18 protein-coding genes are annotated in these 17,001 nt (G+C 59.7%); 14 read left to right on the top strand and 4 right to left on the bottom strand.

Going from position 1 to position 17,001, the window contains the following annotated elements; translation table 11 throughout:
• The first annotated feature begins 40 nt into the window (after positions 1-40).
• From thiD to radC, 11 genes are read left to right on the top strand one after another with little or no spacing between them, the layout of a single operon-like run.
• Complete coding sequence (gene thiD / locus ACR0JF_RS13345) at positions 41-844, top strand: bifunctional hydroxymethylpyrimidine kinase/phosphomethylpyrimidine kinase (protein WP_170660919.1); 804 nt, start codon at positions 41-43, stop codon at positions 842-844.
• Positions 841-1,818, top strand: coding sequence for an FAD-dependent oxidoreductase (locus tag ACR0JF_RS13340; RefSeq protein ID WP_170660917.1), 978 nt, complete (start codon positions 841-843; stop codon positions 1,816-1,818). Before thiD ends, ACR0JF_RS13340 begins: the two co-directional genes overlap by 4 nt.
• Positions 1,802-1,996 carry a sulfur carrier protein ThiS gene (gene thiS, locus ACR0JF_RS13335; RefSeq protein WP_170660915.1) on the top strand — a complete coding sequence of 65 codons (195 nt, stop codon included), beginning with the start codon at positions 1,802-1,804 and terminating at the stop codon, positions 1,994-1,996. The genes ACR0JF_RS13340 and thiS overlap by 17 nt, the downstream gene beginning before the upstream one ends.
• Positions 1,997-1,998: 2 nt before the next feature.
• Positions 1,999-2,763 carry a thiazole synthase gene (locus ACR0JF_RS13330; protein ID WP_170660913.1) on the top strand — a complete coding sequence of 255 codons (765 nt, stop codon included), beginning with the start codon at positions 1,999-2,001 and terminating at the stop codon, positions 2,761-2,763.
• A complete protein-coding gene (locus ACR0JF_RS13325; RefSeq protein WP_170660911.1) occupies positions 2,760-3,356 on the top strand; it encodes a thiamine phosphate synthase in 597 nt (198 codons plus the stop codon). Before ACR0JF_RS13330 ends, ACR0JF_RS13325 begins: the two co-directional genes overlap by 4 nt.
• The gene (locus tag ACR0JF_RS13320; protein WP_170660909.1) at positions 3,353-4,315 is read left to right on the top strand and encodes a ThiF family adenylyltransferase; all 963 of its coding nucleotides are present in this window, start codon (positions 3,353-3,355) and stop codon (positions 4,313-4,315) included. Before ACR0JF_RS13325 ends, ACR0JF_RS13320 begins: the two co-directional genes overlap by 4 nt.
• A gap of 20 nt (positions 4,316-4,335) precedes the next feature.
• Positions 4,336-5,271: an ABC transporter substrate-binding protein gene (locus tag ACR0JF_RS13315; protein ID WP_170479973.1), complete on the top strand. Its 936-nt coding sequence runs from the start codon at positions 4,336-4,338 to the stop codon at positions 5,269-5,271.
• Positions 5,268-5,942: a thiaminase II gene (gene tenA / locus ACR0JF_RS13310; RefSeq protein WP_170660907.1), complete on the top strand. Its 675-nt coding sequence runs from the start codon at positions 5,268-5,270 to the stop codon at positions 5,940-5,942. The genes ACR0JF_RS13315 and tenA overlap by 4 nt, the downstream gene beginning before the upstream one ends.
• Entirely contained in the window at positions 5,939-6,664 is a 726-nt protein-coding gene (locus ACR0JF_RS13305) for an ATP-binding cassette domain-containing protein (RefSeq protein WP_170660905.1), read from the top strand. Before tenA ends, ACR0JF_RS13305 begins: the two co-directional genes overlap by 4 nt.
• Complete coding sequence (locus tag ACR0JF_RS13300) at positions 6,661-7,395, top strand: ABC transporter permease (RefSeq protein ID WP_170660903.1); 735 nt, start codon at positions 6,661-6,663, stop codon at positions 7,393-7,395. Before ACR0JF_RS13305 ends, ACR0JF_RS13300 begins: the two co-directional genes overlap by 4 nt.
• Positions 7,396-7,431: 36 nt before the next feature.
• Positions 7,432-8,187 carry a RadC family protein gene (gene radC / locus ACR0JF_RS13295; RefSeq protein WP_170462892.1) on the top strand — a complete coding sequence of 252 codons (756 nt, stop codon included), beginning with the start codon at positions 7,432-7,434 and terminating at the stop codon, positions 8,185-8,187.
• A 280-nt stretch (positions 8,188-8,467) separates the two neighbouring features.
• Here the strand turns inward: radC and ACR0JF_RS13290 are convergent, their stop codons facing one another.
• The 3 genes from ACR0JF_RS13290 to secA form a co-directional block, all read right to left on the bottom strand.
• A complete protein-coding gene (locus ACR0JF_RS13290; RefSeq protein ID WP_170660900.1) occupies positions 8,468-10,024 on the bottom strand; it encodes a phosphate ABC transporter substrate-binding/OmpA family protein in 1,557 nt (518 codons plus the stop codon).
• A 24-nt stretch (positions 10,025-10,048) separates the two neighbouring features.
• Positions 10,049-10,957, bottom strand: a complete 909-nt coding sequence (locus ACR0JF_RS13285; RefSeq protein WP_170660898.1) for a hypothetical protein — start codon at positions 10,955-10,957, stop codon at positions 10,049-10,051.
• A gap of 100 nt (positions 10,958-11,057) precedes the next feature.
• Positions 11,058-13,775 (bottom strand): preprotein translocase subunit SecA, encoded by a 2,718-nt coding sequence (gene secA / locus ACR0JF_RS13280; RefSeq protein ID WP_170660897.1) that lies wholly within the window; start codon positions 13,773-13,775, stop codon positions 11,058-11,060.
• Between the two features lie 176 nt (positions 13,776-13,951).
• Here secA and ACR0JF_RS13275 point away from each other — a divergent pair, with 176 nt between their 5' ends.
• From ACR0JF_RS13275 to mutT, 3 genes are read left to right on the top strand one after another with little or no spacing between them, the layout of a single operon-like run.
• Complete coding sequence (locus ACR0JF_RS13275) at positions 13,952-14,800, top strand: peptidylprolyl isomerase (RefSeq protein WP_170660896.1); 849 nt, start codon at positions 13,952-13,954, stop codon at positions 14,798-14,800.
• Positions 14,801-14,806: 6 nt separating this feature from the next.
• The gene (gene argJ / locus ACR0JF_RS13270; RefSeq protein ID WP_170660895.1) at positions 14,807-16,033 is read left to right on the top strand and encodes a bifunctional glutamate N-acetyltransferase/amino-acid acetyltransferase ArgJ; all 1,227 of its coding nucleotides are present in this window, start codon (positions 14,807-14,809) and stop codon (positions 16,031-16,033) included.
• Complete coding sequence (mutT, locus tag ACR0JF_RS13265; RefSeq protein WP_170660894.1) at positions 16,030-16,428, top strand: 8-oxo-dGTP diphosphatase MutT; 399 nt, start codon at positions 16,030-16,032, stop codon at positions 16,426-16,428. The genes argJ and mutT overlap by 4 nt, the downstream gene beginning before the upstream one ends.
• Before the next feature lie 91 nt (positions 16,429-16,519).
• On the opposite strand, the gene ACR0JF_RS13260 is transcribed toward mutT, so the two are convergent.
• The gene (locus ACR0JF_RS13260; protein ID WP_170660893.1) at positions 16,520-16,930 is read right to left on the bottom strand and encodes a nuclear transport factor 2 family protein; all 411 of its coding nucleotides are present in this window, start codon (positions 16,928-16,930) and stop codon (positions 16,520-16,522) included.
• Between the last annotated feature and the right edge of the window lie 71 nt (positions 16,931-17,001).

Genomic DNA, 17,001 nt, shown 5'->3' with positions numbered 1-17,001 from the left:
TTTCCATGCCCGAGTTGCTCACAATAGATGGAGCAACGACGTGGCACCTATTGCCTTGACCATAGCAGGATCCGACAGCGGCGGCGGCGCGGGCATTCAGGCCGATCTCAAGGCGATGTCGGCTTTGGGTGTTTTCGGGGCCAGCGTGATCACCGCTGTTACTGCTCAGAACACGCAGGCGGTTACGGCCGTGCATGGTATCCCGTCCGAGGTCATCTCGGCCCAGATCGAAGCGGTCCTAAGCGATCTGGATGTACGTGCCATCAAGATCGGAATGCTGGCGACGCCAGAAATCATTGAAACTGTGGCGCAGGGGATTTCCGGGTTTCGAGGGCCAGTCGTTCTGGACCCCGTGATGATTGCGAAATCCGGTGATGCCCTGCTGGCCGATGAGGCGGTTCAAACCCTGCGCGATGTCCTGCTACCCCGGGCGACGGTTCTGACGCCAAACCTGCCTGAGGCGGCATGTTTGCTGGATCAAGGCGATGCCGACACGCCCGACGCGATGGTTGAACAGGGGAAAGCTCTGTGTGCGTTGGGTGCAAAAGCGGTCTTGATGAAGGGCGGCCATGGCAAGGGGGATGTGTGCCATGATCTGCTGATCGACGAAACCGGGGTGATTGCCGAATTTCAGGCCCCCCGCAAGGCTACCCGAAACACCCATGGCACGGGTTGCACGCTGTCCTCATCCATCGCTGCCGGTTTGGCCAAGGACCTGACCCTCGCCGATGCTGTGGCGCAGGCGCATGAGTATCTGCAGGGCGCCATCATGCGGGCCGATGAGCTGAAGATCGGCGCAGGCCACGGGCCTGTTCATCACTTCCACCGGGTTTGGCCTGCGTGACCCTCTGGTCCGTCATAGGCGCCGGTGTAGCCGGTTTGGCCGTCGCGTCAGAGCTGGTCTCGCGCGGGGCCAAGGTGCAGGTTTTTGATCCCGGCGGCCCCCCAGGTCCGCATGGATGTTCCTGGTGGGCGGGCGGTATGTTGGCCCCGTGGTGCGAGTATGAAAACGCGGAGGAACCTGTCCTTAGGCTGGGTCAATCCGCCATCGAGTGGTGGGCGTCTCGAACACCTGTCCAACGATGCGGCACTCTGGTCGTGGCAAATGCGCGGGACATTCCGGATTTGCGCAGATTTGCCCGTCGGACGAATTCTTTTTCCGAAGTAGATCGGGCGAAAATCGTTAATTTAGAGCCTGATTTGCATGGATTCGGAAAGGGACTGTACTTCGATCAAGAAGCGCATCTTGACCCCCGTCAGGCGTTGCTGGACCTGCACCGAGGACTCAAAGACAAGGGCGTAGAATTCCACCGCAAACTCGCACCTGCAAAGCTGGAGAACGCCATCGATTGTCGAGGGTTGCACGCGCGGGAATACCTGCATGATCTGCGTGGCGTAAAGGGCGAGATGCTGGTGGTGCGTTGCCCTGATGTGATGCTGACACGCCCCGTGCGCCTGCTGCACCCGCGGATGCCGCTCTACATCGTGCCGCGTGGTGAGGGCATCTACATGCTGGGCGCGACCATGATCGAAAGCGAAGACAGCAGCCGGATCACCGCGCGCTCAATGCTGGAACTGCTCAGCGCGGCCTACGCTTTGAACCCGGCCTTTGGTGAGGCTGAGGTGCTGGAAATCGGCGTCGATCTGCGCCCTGCCTTTCCAGACAACCTGCCGCGTATCCGGCGCTTGGGCCGGACGATCTATGCCAATGGCCTCTACCGCCATGGCTACCTGTTGGCCCCAGCGCTGGCGCAGGGCGTGGCCGATCTGGCGCTTGAGAACAAACATTCGGAGATGGTCGATGAAGATCGTGCTTAATGGCGACCCCAAGGAGGTAAAGGCCTCCACCTTGGCAGAGCTGCTAGATGAATGCGGTTTCTCGGGCCGTGTCGCAACGGCGGTGAACGAGGAATTCGTGCCCTCCAGCCTGCGCATTGCCCATGCCCTGTCCGAAGGTGACCGGGTCGAAATCCTGTCGCCGATGCAAGGAGGGTGAGGATGAAAAGCTTTTACGGCGTCGATCTGCCCAACCCGCTGATGCTGGGCACCGCGCAATATCCCAGCCCTGCTATCCTAGAACAGGCGTTTCGCGACAGCGGCGCGGGTGTGGCGACGGTCTCTTTACGGCGGGAATCTGGGGCCGGGCAGACCTTTTGGCAGATGATCCGCGATCTGGGCGTGCTGGTGCTGCCCAACACCGCCGGGTGTCATACGGTCAAGGAGGCGGTGACCACCGCGCATATGGCGCGCGAAGTGTTCGAGACCAAGTGGATTAAGCTAGAGCTGATCGGTCATACCGACAGTCTGCAGCCAGATGTCTTCCAACTGGTCGAGGCCGCGCGCATCCTGACCGAGGATGGGTTCGAGGTCTTCCCTTACACCACCGACGATTTGATCGTGGGCGAGCGGCTGCTTGAGGCCGGGTGCGAGGTTCTGATGCCCTGGGGTGCGCCAATCGGTTCGGGCCGGGGGTTGAACAATGAATACGCCCTGCGCGCAATGCGGGCCGAGTTCCCGGATGTGCCGCTGGTGATTGATGCCGGGATCGGCCTGCCCAGCCATGCGGCCCACGCGATGGAGCTGGGATATGACGCCGTATTGCTGAACACTGCCGTCGCCCGCGCCGGTGATCCGGCGTTGATGGCAAAGGCCATGATGCGCGCGGTTGAGGCCGGGCAGCTGGCCCATCAGGCCGACCCGATCGAGGCCCGGGACATGGCTGAACCCTCGACCCCCGTTGTTGGAAAGGCGTTCCTAACATGAGTTTGGACCGTTTCTACCCGATCTTTGACCACTCGGACTGGCTGCGGCGGATGCTGCCCTTGGGTGTAAAGCTGGTGCAGCTGCGCATGAAGGACCAGCCGGACGATGTTGTCCGGGCCGAGATCGCAACCTCTCGCGATCTGTGCAAGCAGCATGGCGCGGTTCTGGTGGTGAACGACTTTTGGCAGGCCGCGATAGACGGGGGTTGCGACTGGATCCATCTGGGGCAGGAAGATCTGGACGATGCCGACCTCAAGGCGATCCGAAAAGCGGGTCTAAAGCTGGGCGTTTCTACCCATGATGGTGATGAGCTAGAGCGCGTTCTGGCCATGGACCCCGACTACATCGCACTGGGGCCGGTCTATCCGACGATCCTGAAAAAGATGAAGTGGGAGCAGCAGGGCCTGCCGCGCGTCGCCGAATGGAAGGCCCGAGTGGGCGATATCCCTCTGGTCGGGATCGGCGGTATGAGCGTCGAACGCGCGCCCGGCGTGCTTGAGGCGGGTGCCGATATCGTCTCGGTCGTCACGGACATTACCCTGAACGCCGACCCCGAGGCGCGGGTGCGCCAATGGATCGAGGCCACCAGATGAGCCGCTACGCCCGCCAGATGATCCTGCCTGAGGTCGGGGCCGACGGGCAGGCGCGCCTGTCCAAGGCGCGGGTTCTGGTTGTAGGGGCGGGCGGATTGGCGGCTCCGGCCCTGCCTTTGCTGGCCGGGGCAGGTGTTGGCCATCTGACGATCCTCGATGCGGATGACGTGGCCCAGTCGAACCTGCATCGACAGACGCTGTTTTCTGAGGCTGATTGCGGACGCCCAAAGGCCGAAGTTGCAGCCGATCGCTGCCGTGCTTTGAATTCTGATATCGACGTCGTGGCGCAAAAACAGGCTCTAACAAGTGAAAATGCGGCTGGTTTTGTTTCACAGGCCGATGTGATTCTCGACTGTGCGGACAGCTATGCCGCCAGCTACACCCTGTCGGATATCTGCCTCACCTTGGGCAGGCCATTGGTCAGCGCCTCAGTGTTGGGCCTGTCTGGCTATGCGGGCGCTTTCTGCGGCGGTGCGCCGTCTCTGCGGGCCGTGTTCCCCGACGCCCCGACCAGTGGGGCGAGCTGCGCTACGGCAGGCGTGCTGGGGCCGGTCGTGGGGATGATCGGAGCGATGCAGGCGCAAATGGCTTTGGCTTTGATCCTGGACCTTGACCCGTCGCCCCTTGGCCAGATGGTGCAGGTGGACGCCCATACTTTCCGAAGCTCCAGCTTCCGCTTTGACGCAGCGCCTGAGCCTGAGCAATCCTTCGCCTTCGTCGCCGCCTCGCAGCTGTCCTCAGATGATGTGATTGTTGAGCTTCGGAGTAAAGACGAAGCTCCTCAACCCATCCACCCCCTGGCACGACGGCTAAGCGTGGACCACCTAAAATCAGAGCCTAACAAATCTAAAAGGCTGGCTTTGTGCTGTGCAACCGGCCTGCGCGCCTGGCGTGCGGCTGAACAGATTGAACCGGATTGGCCGGGCGAGATTGTCCTCGTCGCGGCCTCAACCTCGTGAGTAAAAAGGAAACGCGAGACATGAAAAAGCTGATGACAGCCATCGCCCTTCTGGCCGCTGCGCCGGCCTGGGCCGAAGACAAGATGACCGTTCTGCTGGACTGGTTCATCAACCCGGATCATGGGCCCATCATCGTGGCGCAGGAAAACGGCTATTTTGCCGAGCAGGGCCTCGAGGTTGAGATCGTTCCCCCAGCTGATCCCTCTGCCCCGCCGCGTCTGGTGGCTGCTGGTCAGGCCGAACTGGCCGTATCTTATCAGCCGCAATTGCACCTGCAGATCCATGAAGGCCTGCCGCTGAAACGCGTCGGTACGCTGGTTGCCACCCCTCTGAACTGCCTGTTGGTTCTCGAAGATGGTCCGATCAAGTCGCCTGCGGACCTGAAGGGCAAGAAGATCGGTTTCTCGGTCGCGGGCGTGGAAGAGGCTGTTCTGGGCACCGTGCTGGGTAAATATGGTGTGGCGCTGGACGATGTTGAGCTGATCAACGTGAACTTCTCGCTCTCACCGTCGCTGATGACCGGTCAGGTGGATGCGGTGATCGGTGCGTATCGGAACTTCGAGCTGAACCAGATGGATATCGAAGGCCGTCCCGGCACTTGTTTCTATATCGAGGAAGAGGGCGTGCCGTCTTATGACGAGCTAATCTACGTCGCAAACCCCGAGACGATGGACAAGGACAAGATCGCGCGTTTCCTGGCAGCGACCGAAAAAGCGACCCAGTACATTGTCAACAACCCGGAGAAAAGCTGGGAGATCTTCGCCGCGACCTCGCCCGAGTTGCAGGATGAGCTGAATGCCCGCGCATGGGTCGACACTCTGCCACGTTTCGCTCTGCGCCCGGCGGGTTTTGATGCAGGCCGTTACGCCCGGTTCGAAACCTTCCTGAACGAAAGCGGTATGATCGACAGCGTACTGCCGGTCAGCGACATAACCATCGACGTGACCGCGCAATGAGCGAATATGGCAAAGCCTTTACGCTGATGCGTGATGCGGCGCAGGGGCCGTGGCAGGACTACACCCGCCACGCCTTTGTCGAAGGGATGAAGGACGGCTCTCTGCCCCGCGAGGCATTCCTGCATTACCTGCGTCAGGATTATGTGTTCCTGATCCATTTCAGCCGCGCCTGGGCGCTGGCGGTGGTGAAGTCGGAAACGCATGAAGAGATGCTGACGGCTGTGGGCACCGTGAACGCCTTGGTCGCCGAAGAGATGCAGTTGCATATCGGGATCTGCGAAGCGGCCGGGATTTCTCAGGAGGAGCTGTTTGCAACCCCGGAACGTGCCGAAAATCTTGCCTATACGCGGTTCGTGCTGGAGGCCGGATACAGCGGCGATCTGCTGGACCTGTTGGCAGCGCTTGCGCCCTGTGTGATGGGGTACGGGGAAATCGGGTCTCGACTGGCCTCCGAGGCCACATCCGAGACTTATCACGACTGGATCAACACCTATGCCGGTGAGGATTACCAGGGTGCGTGCAAAGCGGTTGGCGAACTGTTGGATTCGGCTCTAACACGACGGATTGGGGCAGACTTCGAGGTCTCTCCGCGATGGGAGCGTTTGTGCCAGACCTTCCGAACCGCGACGGAGTTGGAGGTCAATTTCTGGCAAATGGGTCTGACCCCATGACCCGGGCGCCCGATCTCACCATCAGCGGACACGCGAGTATTGGCGATGCGCCCTTGTTCGCACCGCTGACCCTAACCCTTGGGGCGGGGCAGTGGACTTGTCTGTTGGGCGGATCGGGCGTTGGCAAAACCACGGTTCTGCGCCTGATTGCCGGGTTGGAGACAGGCGCGGATTTCGCCGGCCAGATATTGGCCAGTGATGGCCAAACGGTCCCAACCCGCGTGGCCTATATGGCGCAGGACGACTTGCTGCTGCCTTGGGCGACGGTGGCGCAAAACGTCTCGCTCGGCGCGCGGTTGCGGGGTGAGAAACCCGATCTGGATCGCCGGGACCGTCTGATTGAACGGATGCGCTTACAAGACCACATGGCCAAGAAACCGTCGGAGCTGTCTGGCGGCCAACGCCAGCGCGTCGCCTTGGCGCGGACCCTGATGGAGGATCGCCCCATCGTGCTGTTGGATGAGCCATTCTCGGCCCTCGACGCGCGCACCCGCGCGGATATGCAGGATCTGGCCGCCGAGGCGCTTCAGGGTCGGACGGTCCTTCTGGTCACCCACGACCCGGCCGAGGCCGCGCGTCTGGGCCAATCCATCGTCGTGATGACGCAGCAGGGGTTGACGCCCTGTGCTCCGCCTGCCGCGCCCGCACCGCGCCATGTGGATGATCTGGAGACATTGGAAACCCAAGGCGTGCTGTTGAAACTGCTGAGAGAGGCGGCATGAAACTCCTCTCCGCCCTTGCAGCAACCTTGTTCGCTCTGGCTGTCTGGCAAGCGATTGTCAGCCTGACAGGTCTGCCCAAGTTCATCCTGCCCGGCCCGGCGCTTGTAGCCGAGACCTGGTGGCAGAACCGCTGGGTGATTGCGGAACACACTTGGATTACCGCGGTTGAGGTCGTGATCGGCCTGGCGGTGGGAACCATACTAGGCGTCGTCACCGCGCTGCAGCTGGCCAATTCGCGGGCCGCACGGGTGTTGGTGCAGCCGATGCTGGTGTTCACCCAGGCTCTGCCAGTCTTTGCGCTGGCGCCGCTGCTGACCCTGTGGCTGGGCTATGGCCTTTGGTCCAAGGTCGCGATGGCGGTTCTGATCATCTATTTCCCGATCACCTCATCCTTTTTTGACGGTCTGATGAGGACCCCGCCCGGATACCTCGATCTTGCGCGCACGATGCAGGCAAGCCCGCGTTCGGTCCTGTGGCACATCCGTATCCCGGCGGCGCTGCCTTCGCTGGCCTCGGGGATGCGGTTGGCGGCGGTCTATGCGCCAATCGGGGCGGTAATCGGCGAATGGGTCGGGTCCTCGCAAGGGCTGGGCTATCTTATGTTGCTGGCCAATGGCCGGGCCAAGACCGATCTGATGTTCGCGGCCATGCTGACTTTGGGCGTGTTCTCGATCCTGCTTCACATGCTGGTACGCCGCGCCACAGCCCGCATGGCCGGTGAGGCGCGTTAACCTTTCAGAAACCGATTCTGCGCCAAGGTGAGCCCCATGACACAGGACGCCTTTGCCGAAGCCCCGATGCTTTTCGATACGGACGAAGCGCCAGCGCAGCCGCTGCCGACGGGTCGGTTACCCTCCTACATCAAAGACCATCGCAAGCGGCTGCGCGAACGGTTCATGTCTGGCGGCTCGGGCGCTATGCCGGACTATGAGTTGTTGGAACTGGTGCTGTTTCGGTCCATTCCACGGCAGGATGTGAAACCGCTGGCCCGGCTGCTGATGGATACGTTTGGCGACTTCAACCGCGTTCTAACCGCACCAGAGGAGCGGTTGCGTCAGATCAAAGGCGTCGGTGAAACCGTCATCACCGATCTGAAAATCCTGGAAGCCTGCGCCCATCGTATGGCCCGCGCGCGGGTGATGCAGCGCCACGTGATTTCAGGCTGGGACGCTCTGCTGGACTATTGCCACACAACGATGGCGCATCGAGAGATCGAGCAGTTTCGCGTGTTCTACCTTGACCGCAAGAACGTGATGATCGCGGATGAAGAGCAGGCGAAGGGCACTGTCGATCACGTACCGGTCTACCCGCGCGAGGTGGCGAAACGAGCGCTGGAGCTGAACGCCTCAGCCCTGATTTTGGTGCATAACCATCCCTCCGGCGACCCGACGCCGTCGCAATCGGATATCGACATGACGAACCGCATTCAGGATGCCTGCACGGCGTTGGGGCTGACGCTGCACGACCATCTGATCATCGGAAAATCAACCGAGCTGAGCTTTCGGTCTGAGGGGTATTTGTGACGGGAAGGCTCGTGTTTCTTGTCGATTGCCCTAGCGACTGAAATTGCTATCTGGTTTGAGAGTTCCATGTTGTCCGATTCATATCGATCAGGACAGTTTCTTGCTTTCGCCTATGTCGCCTCAATTGAAATGCGTCACAGGGTCTTTGTAAGTTTTTGCGTCTCGCTGGGAAGAACCGCCGCGTACCTAGAGATCAGACTTGGTCTACACGCGGCTACGCAGCACCCTCATTGATTGCGGAGGCGGTTTCGTCCGGGCTGCTGCCCGACATTGGCACTCTTTAGTTCACCCAAACCTCAACTCGGCGGTTTGTTTTTCGGCCCCATTCGGTGTCATCGCAGGCCATGGGCATCGCTTCTCCGAATCCTTCGGTTGTGATCTCGATACTGTCGGGGATTTCGGTCTCAACAGCGGCCAGAACCGCATTGCGCACCGTTTGTGCCCTGCGATGGGCGATCCGTGCATTGGCGCTGGCGCCTCCGTCCCCGTCGCTGAACCCGGCAAAGACAAGCTTGCGAGGGGTCAAACTGCCGGACTCAAGCGCCTGGGCCAATTGCAGAATATTGGACCGTGATTGCGCGTCCGGGCGAGAGCTTCCCGGCTCGAACCGGAAGGAGATCGACAGTCTAGACAAAGGCCGCAGAGTTTCGACCATGTGTTGAAGCTCTTCCAGTCCGACCTCGGCCCCGCCGGAAACGATGGCATTGGAAAGACGATCCCCTTGCAGCCCAATGGGCAGGTTCTCGGTCGCTTGATCGACAAACCCGGCCTGTCGGATGGCCATCTGCGCGTCGGCAGAGCGGGTATATGCCAGAAACTGGCGCGCGATCCGAGGCAGGCGACGTTGCGGCAGGTAAAGGAACATCGGAGAAGTCAGCGGGTAATCTTCGGTCTTGATAGACTGTCGAGTCGCCGCGAGCGCATGTCCGCAACCTCCGGTCAAAGGCAGCGCGCGGGTCGGGCCCGAGGCCGCTTGCGTCGTGATGCCGATCGCGAATGGGTCGTTGACCACTGCTTGGACAAGATCGCGATTGCGCTGGTGGCGGAGAACGCCTTCGGATAGCTCAACCTGAGCGGGGCGCAACAGCTGATCCTCGACACCCTGAAACAAGCCGGAACCGGCGTCTGGCATGTGAAGGGCAATCGGAGCGTCCGGCCCTTCCAGATCTGTCCAATTGTTGATCTCGCCCGACAGAACACGGACTAGATCCGCGGGTGAAATCTGCTGAACGGTGTTCTCTCGCGCAACTACCGGCACGATCGCATCCAGTGCTACAATCCGCGCGCGGCGGGGATGGGTCAGATCGCCCAGACCTGCGGCCTCGGCCATGTTGCGTTCCTCATCCCGGATTTCGCGTTGCGCCATTACGATGTCGGCGTCGTTGTCCATGAGGTCGGCAAACCCCTGATCCGTCGTTCCAACGCGAAAGAACAGGCGGGCGAGAGGGGCCGTGCGGTCTGGCTGGCGCAGCTCATAGGCAAAGCTGCGTTCATCCACGCGCGTTGGGGTTGCTGTCAGACCCTCTTGCCGGGCGAAGCCGATGATTAGAGCGGGCAGGACCGTTTCGGCCATCACGGATGAACCCGAGAACCGGACCTCGGCCACGAAATCGGTCAGGCTGGGGCAGGCGGGGCCGTCGCATGTGACGCCGGAGCCATCAACCGTCAGCTCTCCGAACTGGGTGTCGACCCGGTAGAATTCGCCATCAAAGCCCAGCAGTGTGCCGGAGACTTCGATCTTGCCATCGTGCGATGTCAGAACAATATCCTGCGCTGCGGCTGAAACAGCCAGCGAAACAGAAAACAGTACGGCCAGCGCCGCACGATAAAGTGTCATGAGAAGGTCGAGCCTGCCTGCGGTTTAATTTGCCGCGATTGTTAGGTCTTGGAACAGATTATTCAACACCAGAAACTCACCGACTTCGGTACACATCGGCATCGTCAGGATCAGATCGCGCGACCGCAGCCGACGATCACTGCGCAGTTCCAAAGACTGGACGTTCAGATCGCGGCCACAATTGGCCTCAGTCACTTCGGTTTCAACCGTCAAAGCGACCGAGCCGGATTGTTCCGAACGTGCAGCCGGGAACGAGTAAACCTGGATATTCTGTGAATCGTGGAAGCCCGCACTTCCCAGATGGACCACAGAGCCCGCGCCCTGCGATGCGCTATTGGTTGAGATATGCCCCGGTTCTCCATAGCTTGCGCCGAACTCCAAGGCGTGGATTTGCAGATCGGTCTGACCCTGCCATTGCAACGCGACCCGGTCGAACTGGTCAATGTCCATGATGTGAGTGGTGGCGACCGTGCCGGTCTGATCCTCGAATGAGATCAGGAAAATGGCATATTCGGACAGGGCCGGAATGGTCAGGTCCAAGGCACCGTTTTCATCGGTTTGCTGTGTCAGCGTCAGACCGCTGTGGTGGATTTCAACACGTTCATTGCTGCGGCAGGGGGCCTTGATCCGCAGCCGTGCATTGGCACCCATTTGGGCGGTGGCACGCGCGCTGATGCTGCAATTGGTGTGCTTTTGTGCGGCCTTCGGCGCAGGGCGCTCAATCGGTTGAGAGGGGGTCCCGTCAGAGGAAGAGGTTTGCACGATACGCTCAAGCCCGGCAATGACCGAGGCCTGATCCGCGACAGAAGCCACGGCGACAGGTTCCTGCGCGTCATTCGGCTGCGCAGGCGCACCATATTGCATCAGGTAACCAATACCCATGGCACAAGCGACCGTGCCGCACATGGTCACGTAATTTCTGACTACGAACAAAACACCCTCCCCAGTTGAAGGAGCGAGTCGCACTCTCGTTAAAAATCGCGGCCAATTTGTGGCCGCGAAGCGGAGCGATTGTGACTGGTGTTTGTTGACGTTAGGTCAATCGTCCGTGGCAGTGTTTGAACTTCTTGCCCGAACCACAGGGGCATTGACCGTTGCGCGATGGATTGCCCCAGGTCGAGGGATCATTCTCGTCAAAGCCGGGCAGTGCATCGCCCGACGCGACGGCCTCGGCCTTGGCCTCGGCAGCACCTGCGGCCTGATCAACCGCTTTCTGAGACTGCGCTTGCTGGGCCGCCATCTGCGCCAACATCTCGCGCTGTTCTTCTTCGGTCAGCGGGCGCACGCGCGACAATTGCTGAGTCACGGTTTCGCGCAAACTGTCCAGCATGCCTTCGAACAGCTGGAAGCTTTCGTTCTTGTACTCGTTCAGCGGATCGCGCTGGGCGTAGCCCCGGAATCCAACGACCGAGCGCAAATGTTCCAGCGTCAGCAGGTGTTCGCGCCATTTGCTATCAATGGTTTGCAGCAGCACCTGTTTTTCGATGTTGCGCATGTTATCCAGGCCAAAGGCGACGGCTTTTTGCGCCATCATCTCATCCGTCGCTTTTGTCAATCGACCGCGGATAATTTCGTTATCGACGCCTTCTTCTTCGGCCCAGTCGATCAGCGGAACATCTACGCCCAGTTTTTCGATTACAGCAGCATAAAAACCAGTTGTGTCCCATTGGTCTGCATAGGATTTCGGCGGCATGTATTCGTCGATCAGATCGTCGATAACCTGCTCGCGCATATCTGAGACGATCTCGGACAGGTCATCGGCTGACATGATCTCGCGCCGCTGGCTGAAGACCACCTTACGCTGATCATTCATCACGTCGTCGAACTTCAGAACGTTCTTGCGCATGTCAAAGTTGCGGCCTTCGACCTTGGATTGTGCGCGTTCCAGCGATTTGTTGACCCAGGGGTGAACGATGGCTTCGCCCTCTTTCATGCCTAATGTGGTCAACACCTTGTCCAGACGTTCCGAGCCGAAGATGCGCATCAGATCGTCTTCGAGGCTCAGGTAGAACACGGTGCGACCGGGATCGCCCTGACGGCCCGAGCGGCCGCGCAACTGGTTGTCGATGCGGCGGCTTTCATGGCGTTCCGAGGCCATCACATAAAGCCCGCCGGCATCCAGAACCTTTTGTTTTTCCTCGGCGTGCTTGGCCTCTTCCGCAGCGCGCAGCTCGGCTGGATCGGCCTCGGGGTTTTCGGCAAGGGCCTGCAAAACCTTCATCTCGACGTTGCCGCCCAGCTGAATGTCAGTACCACGACCGGCCATGTTGGTGGCGATGGTGACTGCACCGTTGCGGCCCGCATCGGCGACGATCTGGGCCTCTTGTTCATGCTGGCGAGCGTTCAGAACGTTGTGTTCGATCTTTTCCTTGGTCAGCATTTGGCTGAGAACTTCGGATTTCTCGATCGAGGTGGTGCCGATCAGAACCGGTTGACCCTTGTCCTGGGCCTTCTTCGCCTCAGAGATAATCGCGCCGTATTTCTCCATCGCGGTACGATAAACCTGATCGTCTTCGTCGAGACGCGCAATCGGACGGTTGGTGGGGACTTCGACCACACCCAGACCGTAGATTTCCTGGAATTCTTCGGCTTCGGTCAGCGCGGTCCCGGTCATGCCGCCCAGCTTGTCATAGAGGCGGAAATAGTTCTGGAAGGTCACACTGGCCAGAGTCACGTTCTCGGGCTGAATCTGGACGTTCTCTTTCGCCTCGATCGCTTGGTGCAGACCTTCCGACAGGCGACGGCCCGGCATCATGCGGCCGGTGAATTCGTCGATCAGAACCACATTGCCATCACGCACGATATAGTCTTTGTCGCGCTGGAACAGTTTATGCGCACGCAGGCCCTGATTGACGTGATGCACTACGGTTGTGCTTTCGGGATCGTACAGAGAATGATCCTCGGGGATCAGGCCCGTGGCGATCAGTTGCTGTTCCAGAAACTCGTTGCCTTCATCGGTGAAGGTTACGTTGCGGGATTTTTCGTCCAGCGAGTAGTGATCATCACTCAGGCTCGGGATCAGCGCATCAATCGCGGTGTACAGATCCGACCGGTCCTGCGCCGGACCCGAGATGATCAGCGGCGTCCGCGCCTCATCAATCAGGATCGAGTCGACCTCATCCACAATCGCGAAATTGTGATGCTTTTGATAGATATCGGCCATATCGGCCTTCATGTTGTCGCGCAGATAGTCGAAGCCAAGCTCGTTGTTGGTGGCGTAGGTCACGTCACAGGCATAAGCGGCTTTCTTCTCGGCATCTTGCTGGCCCGACCAGATCACACCGGTGGTCATACCCAACGCGGCAAAGACTTTGCCCATCCATTCGGCATCCCGTTTGGCCAGGTATTCGTTGACCGTGACGACATGCACGCCCTTGCCGGTCAGGGCGTTCAGGTAGGCGGGGAAAGTGGCAACAAGTGTCTTGCCCTCACCCGTCTTCATCTCGGAAATATTACCCTGATGCAGGAAGGTGCCGCCCATCAGCTGCACATCAAAGGCCCGCAGACCCAGCGCGCGCTTGGCACCTTCGCGCACGTTGGCAAAAGCTTCGGGCAGCAGGTCATCCAGGTTCTCGCCATCCAGCGCGCGTTTGCGCAGTTCGGCGGTCTTTTCGATCAGACCCTCGTCAGAGAGTTTTTCGAACTCAGGTTCCAGCGCGTTGATCTTTTCGATCAGTGGGCGGGTCGCCTTGATCTTGCGGTCGTTCGGTGTTCCGAACACCTTTTTGGCGAGCGTTCCGAGTCCCAGCATGTTCACTCCAGCGGATCTGTTCTTGTCTTGGTTGCGACAGGCTTGCCCACCTTGCGCGCAACCCATAGATACGGGGGGTGAAAGGCGGCCCTGTCCAAGGCTTCAAAGCGATGTAAGCGGCAGGTTCTGAAGTGTCAACGCTGCGCCCTGTCGCGGCAAAGAAATAGGATGATTCCATGCCCAAAGGCCTCACTTTTCTGCCATCGCTGGCTTTGACCGCCGTGATGGCGCTGCCGCTGGCCGCCGAAACCAAGCCAGATGCAGGTACCGTTCTGGCCACGGTCAACGGGGACCAGATCACACTGGGTCACGTTGTCGCCACCGTTGCGGCATTGCCGCAGCAATACCAGCAGATCGAGGATGATGTGCTGTATGACTTCGTGCTTGAGCAACTGATCCAGCAGCAATTGCTGGGCCAACAGCAGGAAGAGCTGACCCAGCAAAACGTTCTGACGCTGGACAATGAGACACGCTCTTTGCTGGCGGTGCAGACTGTGAACGCCCTGACCAACGATGTTGTGACGGATGAGGCAGTACAAGCGGCCTATGACGCGCAATTCGCCGAATTTGAAGGCGAAGACGAGTTCGATGCCAGCCATATTCTTGTTGAATCCGAGGACGAGGCCAAAGCGCTCAAGGCGCAATTGGATGACGGTGCCGACTTTGCCGAGATGGCGCGCGAGCATTCGACCGGGCCGTCCGGCCCCAACGGCGGTGCGCTGGGTTGGTTCGGCAAGGGCCAGATGGTGCCTGAGTTTGAAAACGCTGTGCTGGGCCTTGAAAAAGGTCAGATCTCAGACCCGGTACAAACGCAGTTCGGCTGGCATCTGGTGATCCTGAACGACAAGCGCAAATCTGAAGCCCCCGCGCTTGAGGCCGTGCGCGATGAACTGGCCCAGACCATTCAGCAAGAGGCTATTCAGGCCCGTATTGATGAGTTGACCCAACAGGCTCAGATCGAACGCACCGCCCTTGAAGGGGTTGGTCCTGAAGTCATCCGCCAGCTGGACCTGATTCAGGAGTAAAACCCCGTGGCCACGATCACCAAAACCTCGCCACTGGCCCCTGCCGGTTTCCCCGACCTGCCCGCGATTGACGGAGTGCGTTTTGCAACCGTTGAGGCGGGGGTGCGCTACAAAGGCCGGACCGACGTCATGTTGGCGGTTCTCGATCCCGGCACGACCGTGGCTGGGGTATTTACGCGCTCGGCCACACGCGCCGCTCCGGTGCTGGACTGTCAGGGCAAGATCGGCGGCGCCAGCGATGGGCCAGCGGCGATTTTGGTGAACTCGGGCAATGCCAACGCTTTCACCGGCCACTACGGCCAAAACTCGGTCGCCGAGGTGACGCAAGCCGTAGCCAAGGCGACCGGCGTTGCGGTTGAGAGGGTCTTCACCTCATCCACCGGCGTGATCGGCGAACCGCTGCCGCATGATCGCATCGTCTCGCAGCTTGAGGCGCTGAAATCCGGTCTCAGTCGTCATGCCATCGAGGACGCAGCGCGGGCGATCATGACCACCGATACCTTCCCGAAAGGGGCCTCTGCGCAGGTCGAGATCGATGGCAAAACAGTCTCTATTGCAGGCATTGCGAAGGGATCGGGCATGATCGCGCCCGATATGGCGACGATGCTGGTCTACATCTTCACCGACGGCTTGGTTGACCAGTCGGCGCTGCAATCCATGCTAGGCGCGCAGACCGACCGGACCTTCAACTGCATCACCGTCGATAGCGATACCTCGACCTCGGACAGCCTTTTGCTGTGCGCAACCGGAGCGTCGGGTGTCGATGCCACCGGCAATGCGGCCTTCGCCGAGGCGCTGGAAACCGTGATGCTGGACCTTGCGCAGCAAGTTGTGCGCGATGGCGAAGGGGCGACGAAATTCGTAGAAGTCCGCGTGACCGGAGCCGCCTCGGACGCAGATGCCAAGGTGCATGGGCTAGCGATTGCGAACTCCCCTCTCGTGAAAACCGCCATCGCAGGTGAGGACCCAAACTGGGGCCGCGTCGTCATGGCCATCGGCAAATCCGGAGCCGCAGCAGATCGCGACCTGCTGAGCATTTCCTTCGGCAATATTCTGGTCGCTGAAAAAGGCTGGGTCAGCCCCGACTATCGTGAAGAAGACGCGGCCGCCTATATGAAAGGCCAAGATCTTGTTATAGCAGTCGATCTTGGGCTGGGTGAGGGGCAATCCACCGTTTGGACCTGCGACCTGACCCACGGCTATATCGAGATCAACGCGGATTATCGCTCGTGAAAACAGTTCTGGTATCCGCTGTCGCCCTGATCGACATCGAGGGCCGCGTTTTGCTGGCCCAACGTCCCGAGGGCAAATCCATGGCTGGTCTGTGGGAATTCCCCGGCGGCAAGATCGAACCCGGCGAAACCCCAGAGGCCGCCCTGATCCGCGAATTGCACGAGGAGTTGGGTATCGACACCTGGGCCTCCTGCCTCGCGCCGCTGACCTTCGCCAGCCACAGCTACGACGATTTTCACCTGCTCATGCCGCTGTTTGCCTGCCGCAAATGGGAAGGCATCCCACAGTCCAAGGAGGGTCAGGCGCTGAAATGGGTGCGGGCAGATGATCTGCGCAATTACCCGATGCCTGCCGCGGATGTACCGCTGATTCCGGTACTGCGGGATTGGTTGTGAACGTCTGGCAAAACCAGAGTTAAGGTCTCCAAATGAAAGAATAGAAAAGAAACCCAGCGGGATTTTCCGCAGGGTTTCCTGTCTTCGAATGTTAAGCCCAGCCAAGCTGCTTCAAGGAATGCGCATCGTTCCAGATTTTCGTCATATGCCGAATTTTGTCGCCATTGAATTCAATCGCGTAAACGTAGTCGGCCGCGATTGTTTTGCCGGTGGCCGGAACCGGACCATCTACTGAATGGGTTCCGTGGAAAACAGCAAATGCATTCACGATTCCACGTTCATCGTCAGTCGAGAAAGATTTTAGCTCATAGTGCCCATCTGGAATCGGAGTTAGCAGCCCCTTCATCCAGTCGGCGTAGCCTTCTAGTGTCGTCACATCGACCAGAGCATCGGCTTGCGCTGAAAACGTGGCCCCGTTGTGACAGAAGTCCTTACAGCCGTCCCAGCCCTTGCCGGTTTCGCATGCCTCGAAGAACTCTCGTGCAGTTTTTTGAATGGACATTGGTTTCCCCCCTAAACAACAGCCAGCTGAATTGGCCACTCAGTCACTCAACACCAATCAGAGTACGCTGA

This window comes from Ruegeria sp. BG11 (genome assembly GCF_056538565.1).
This window is presented reverse-complemented; position numbering and strand designations above follow the sequence as displayed.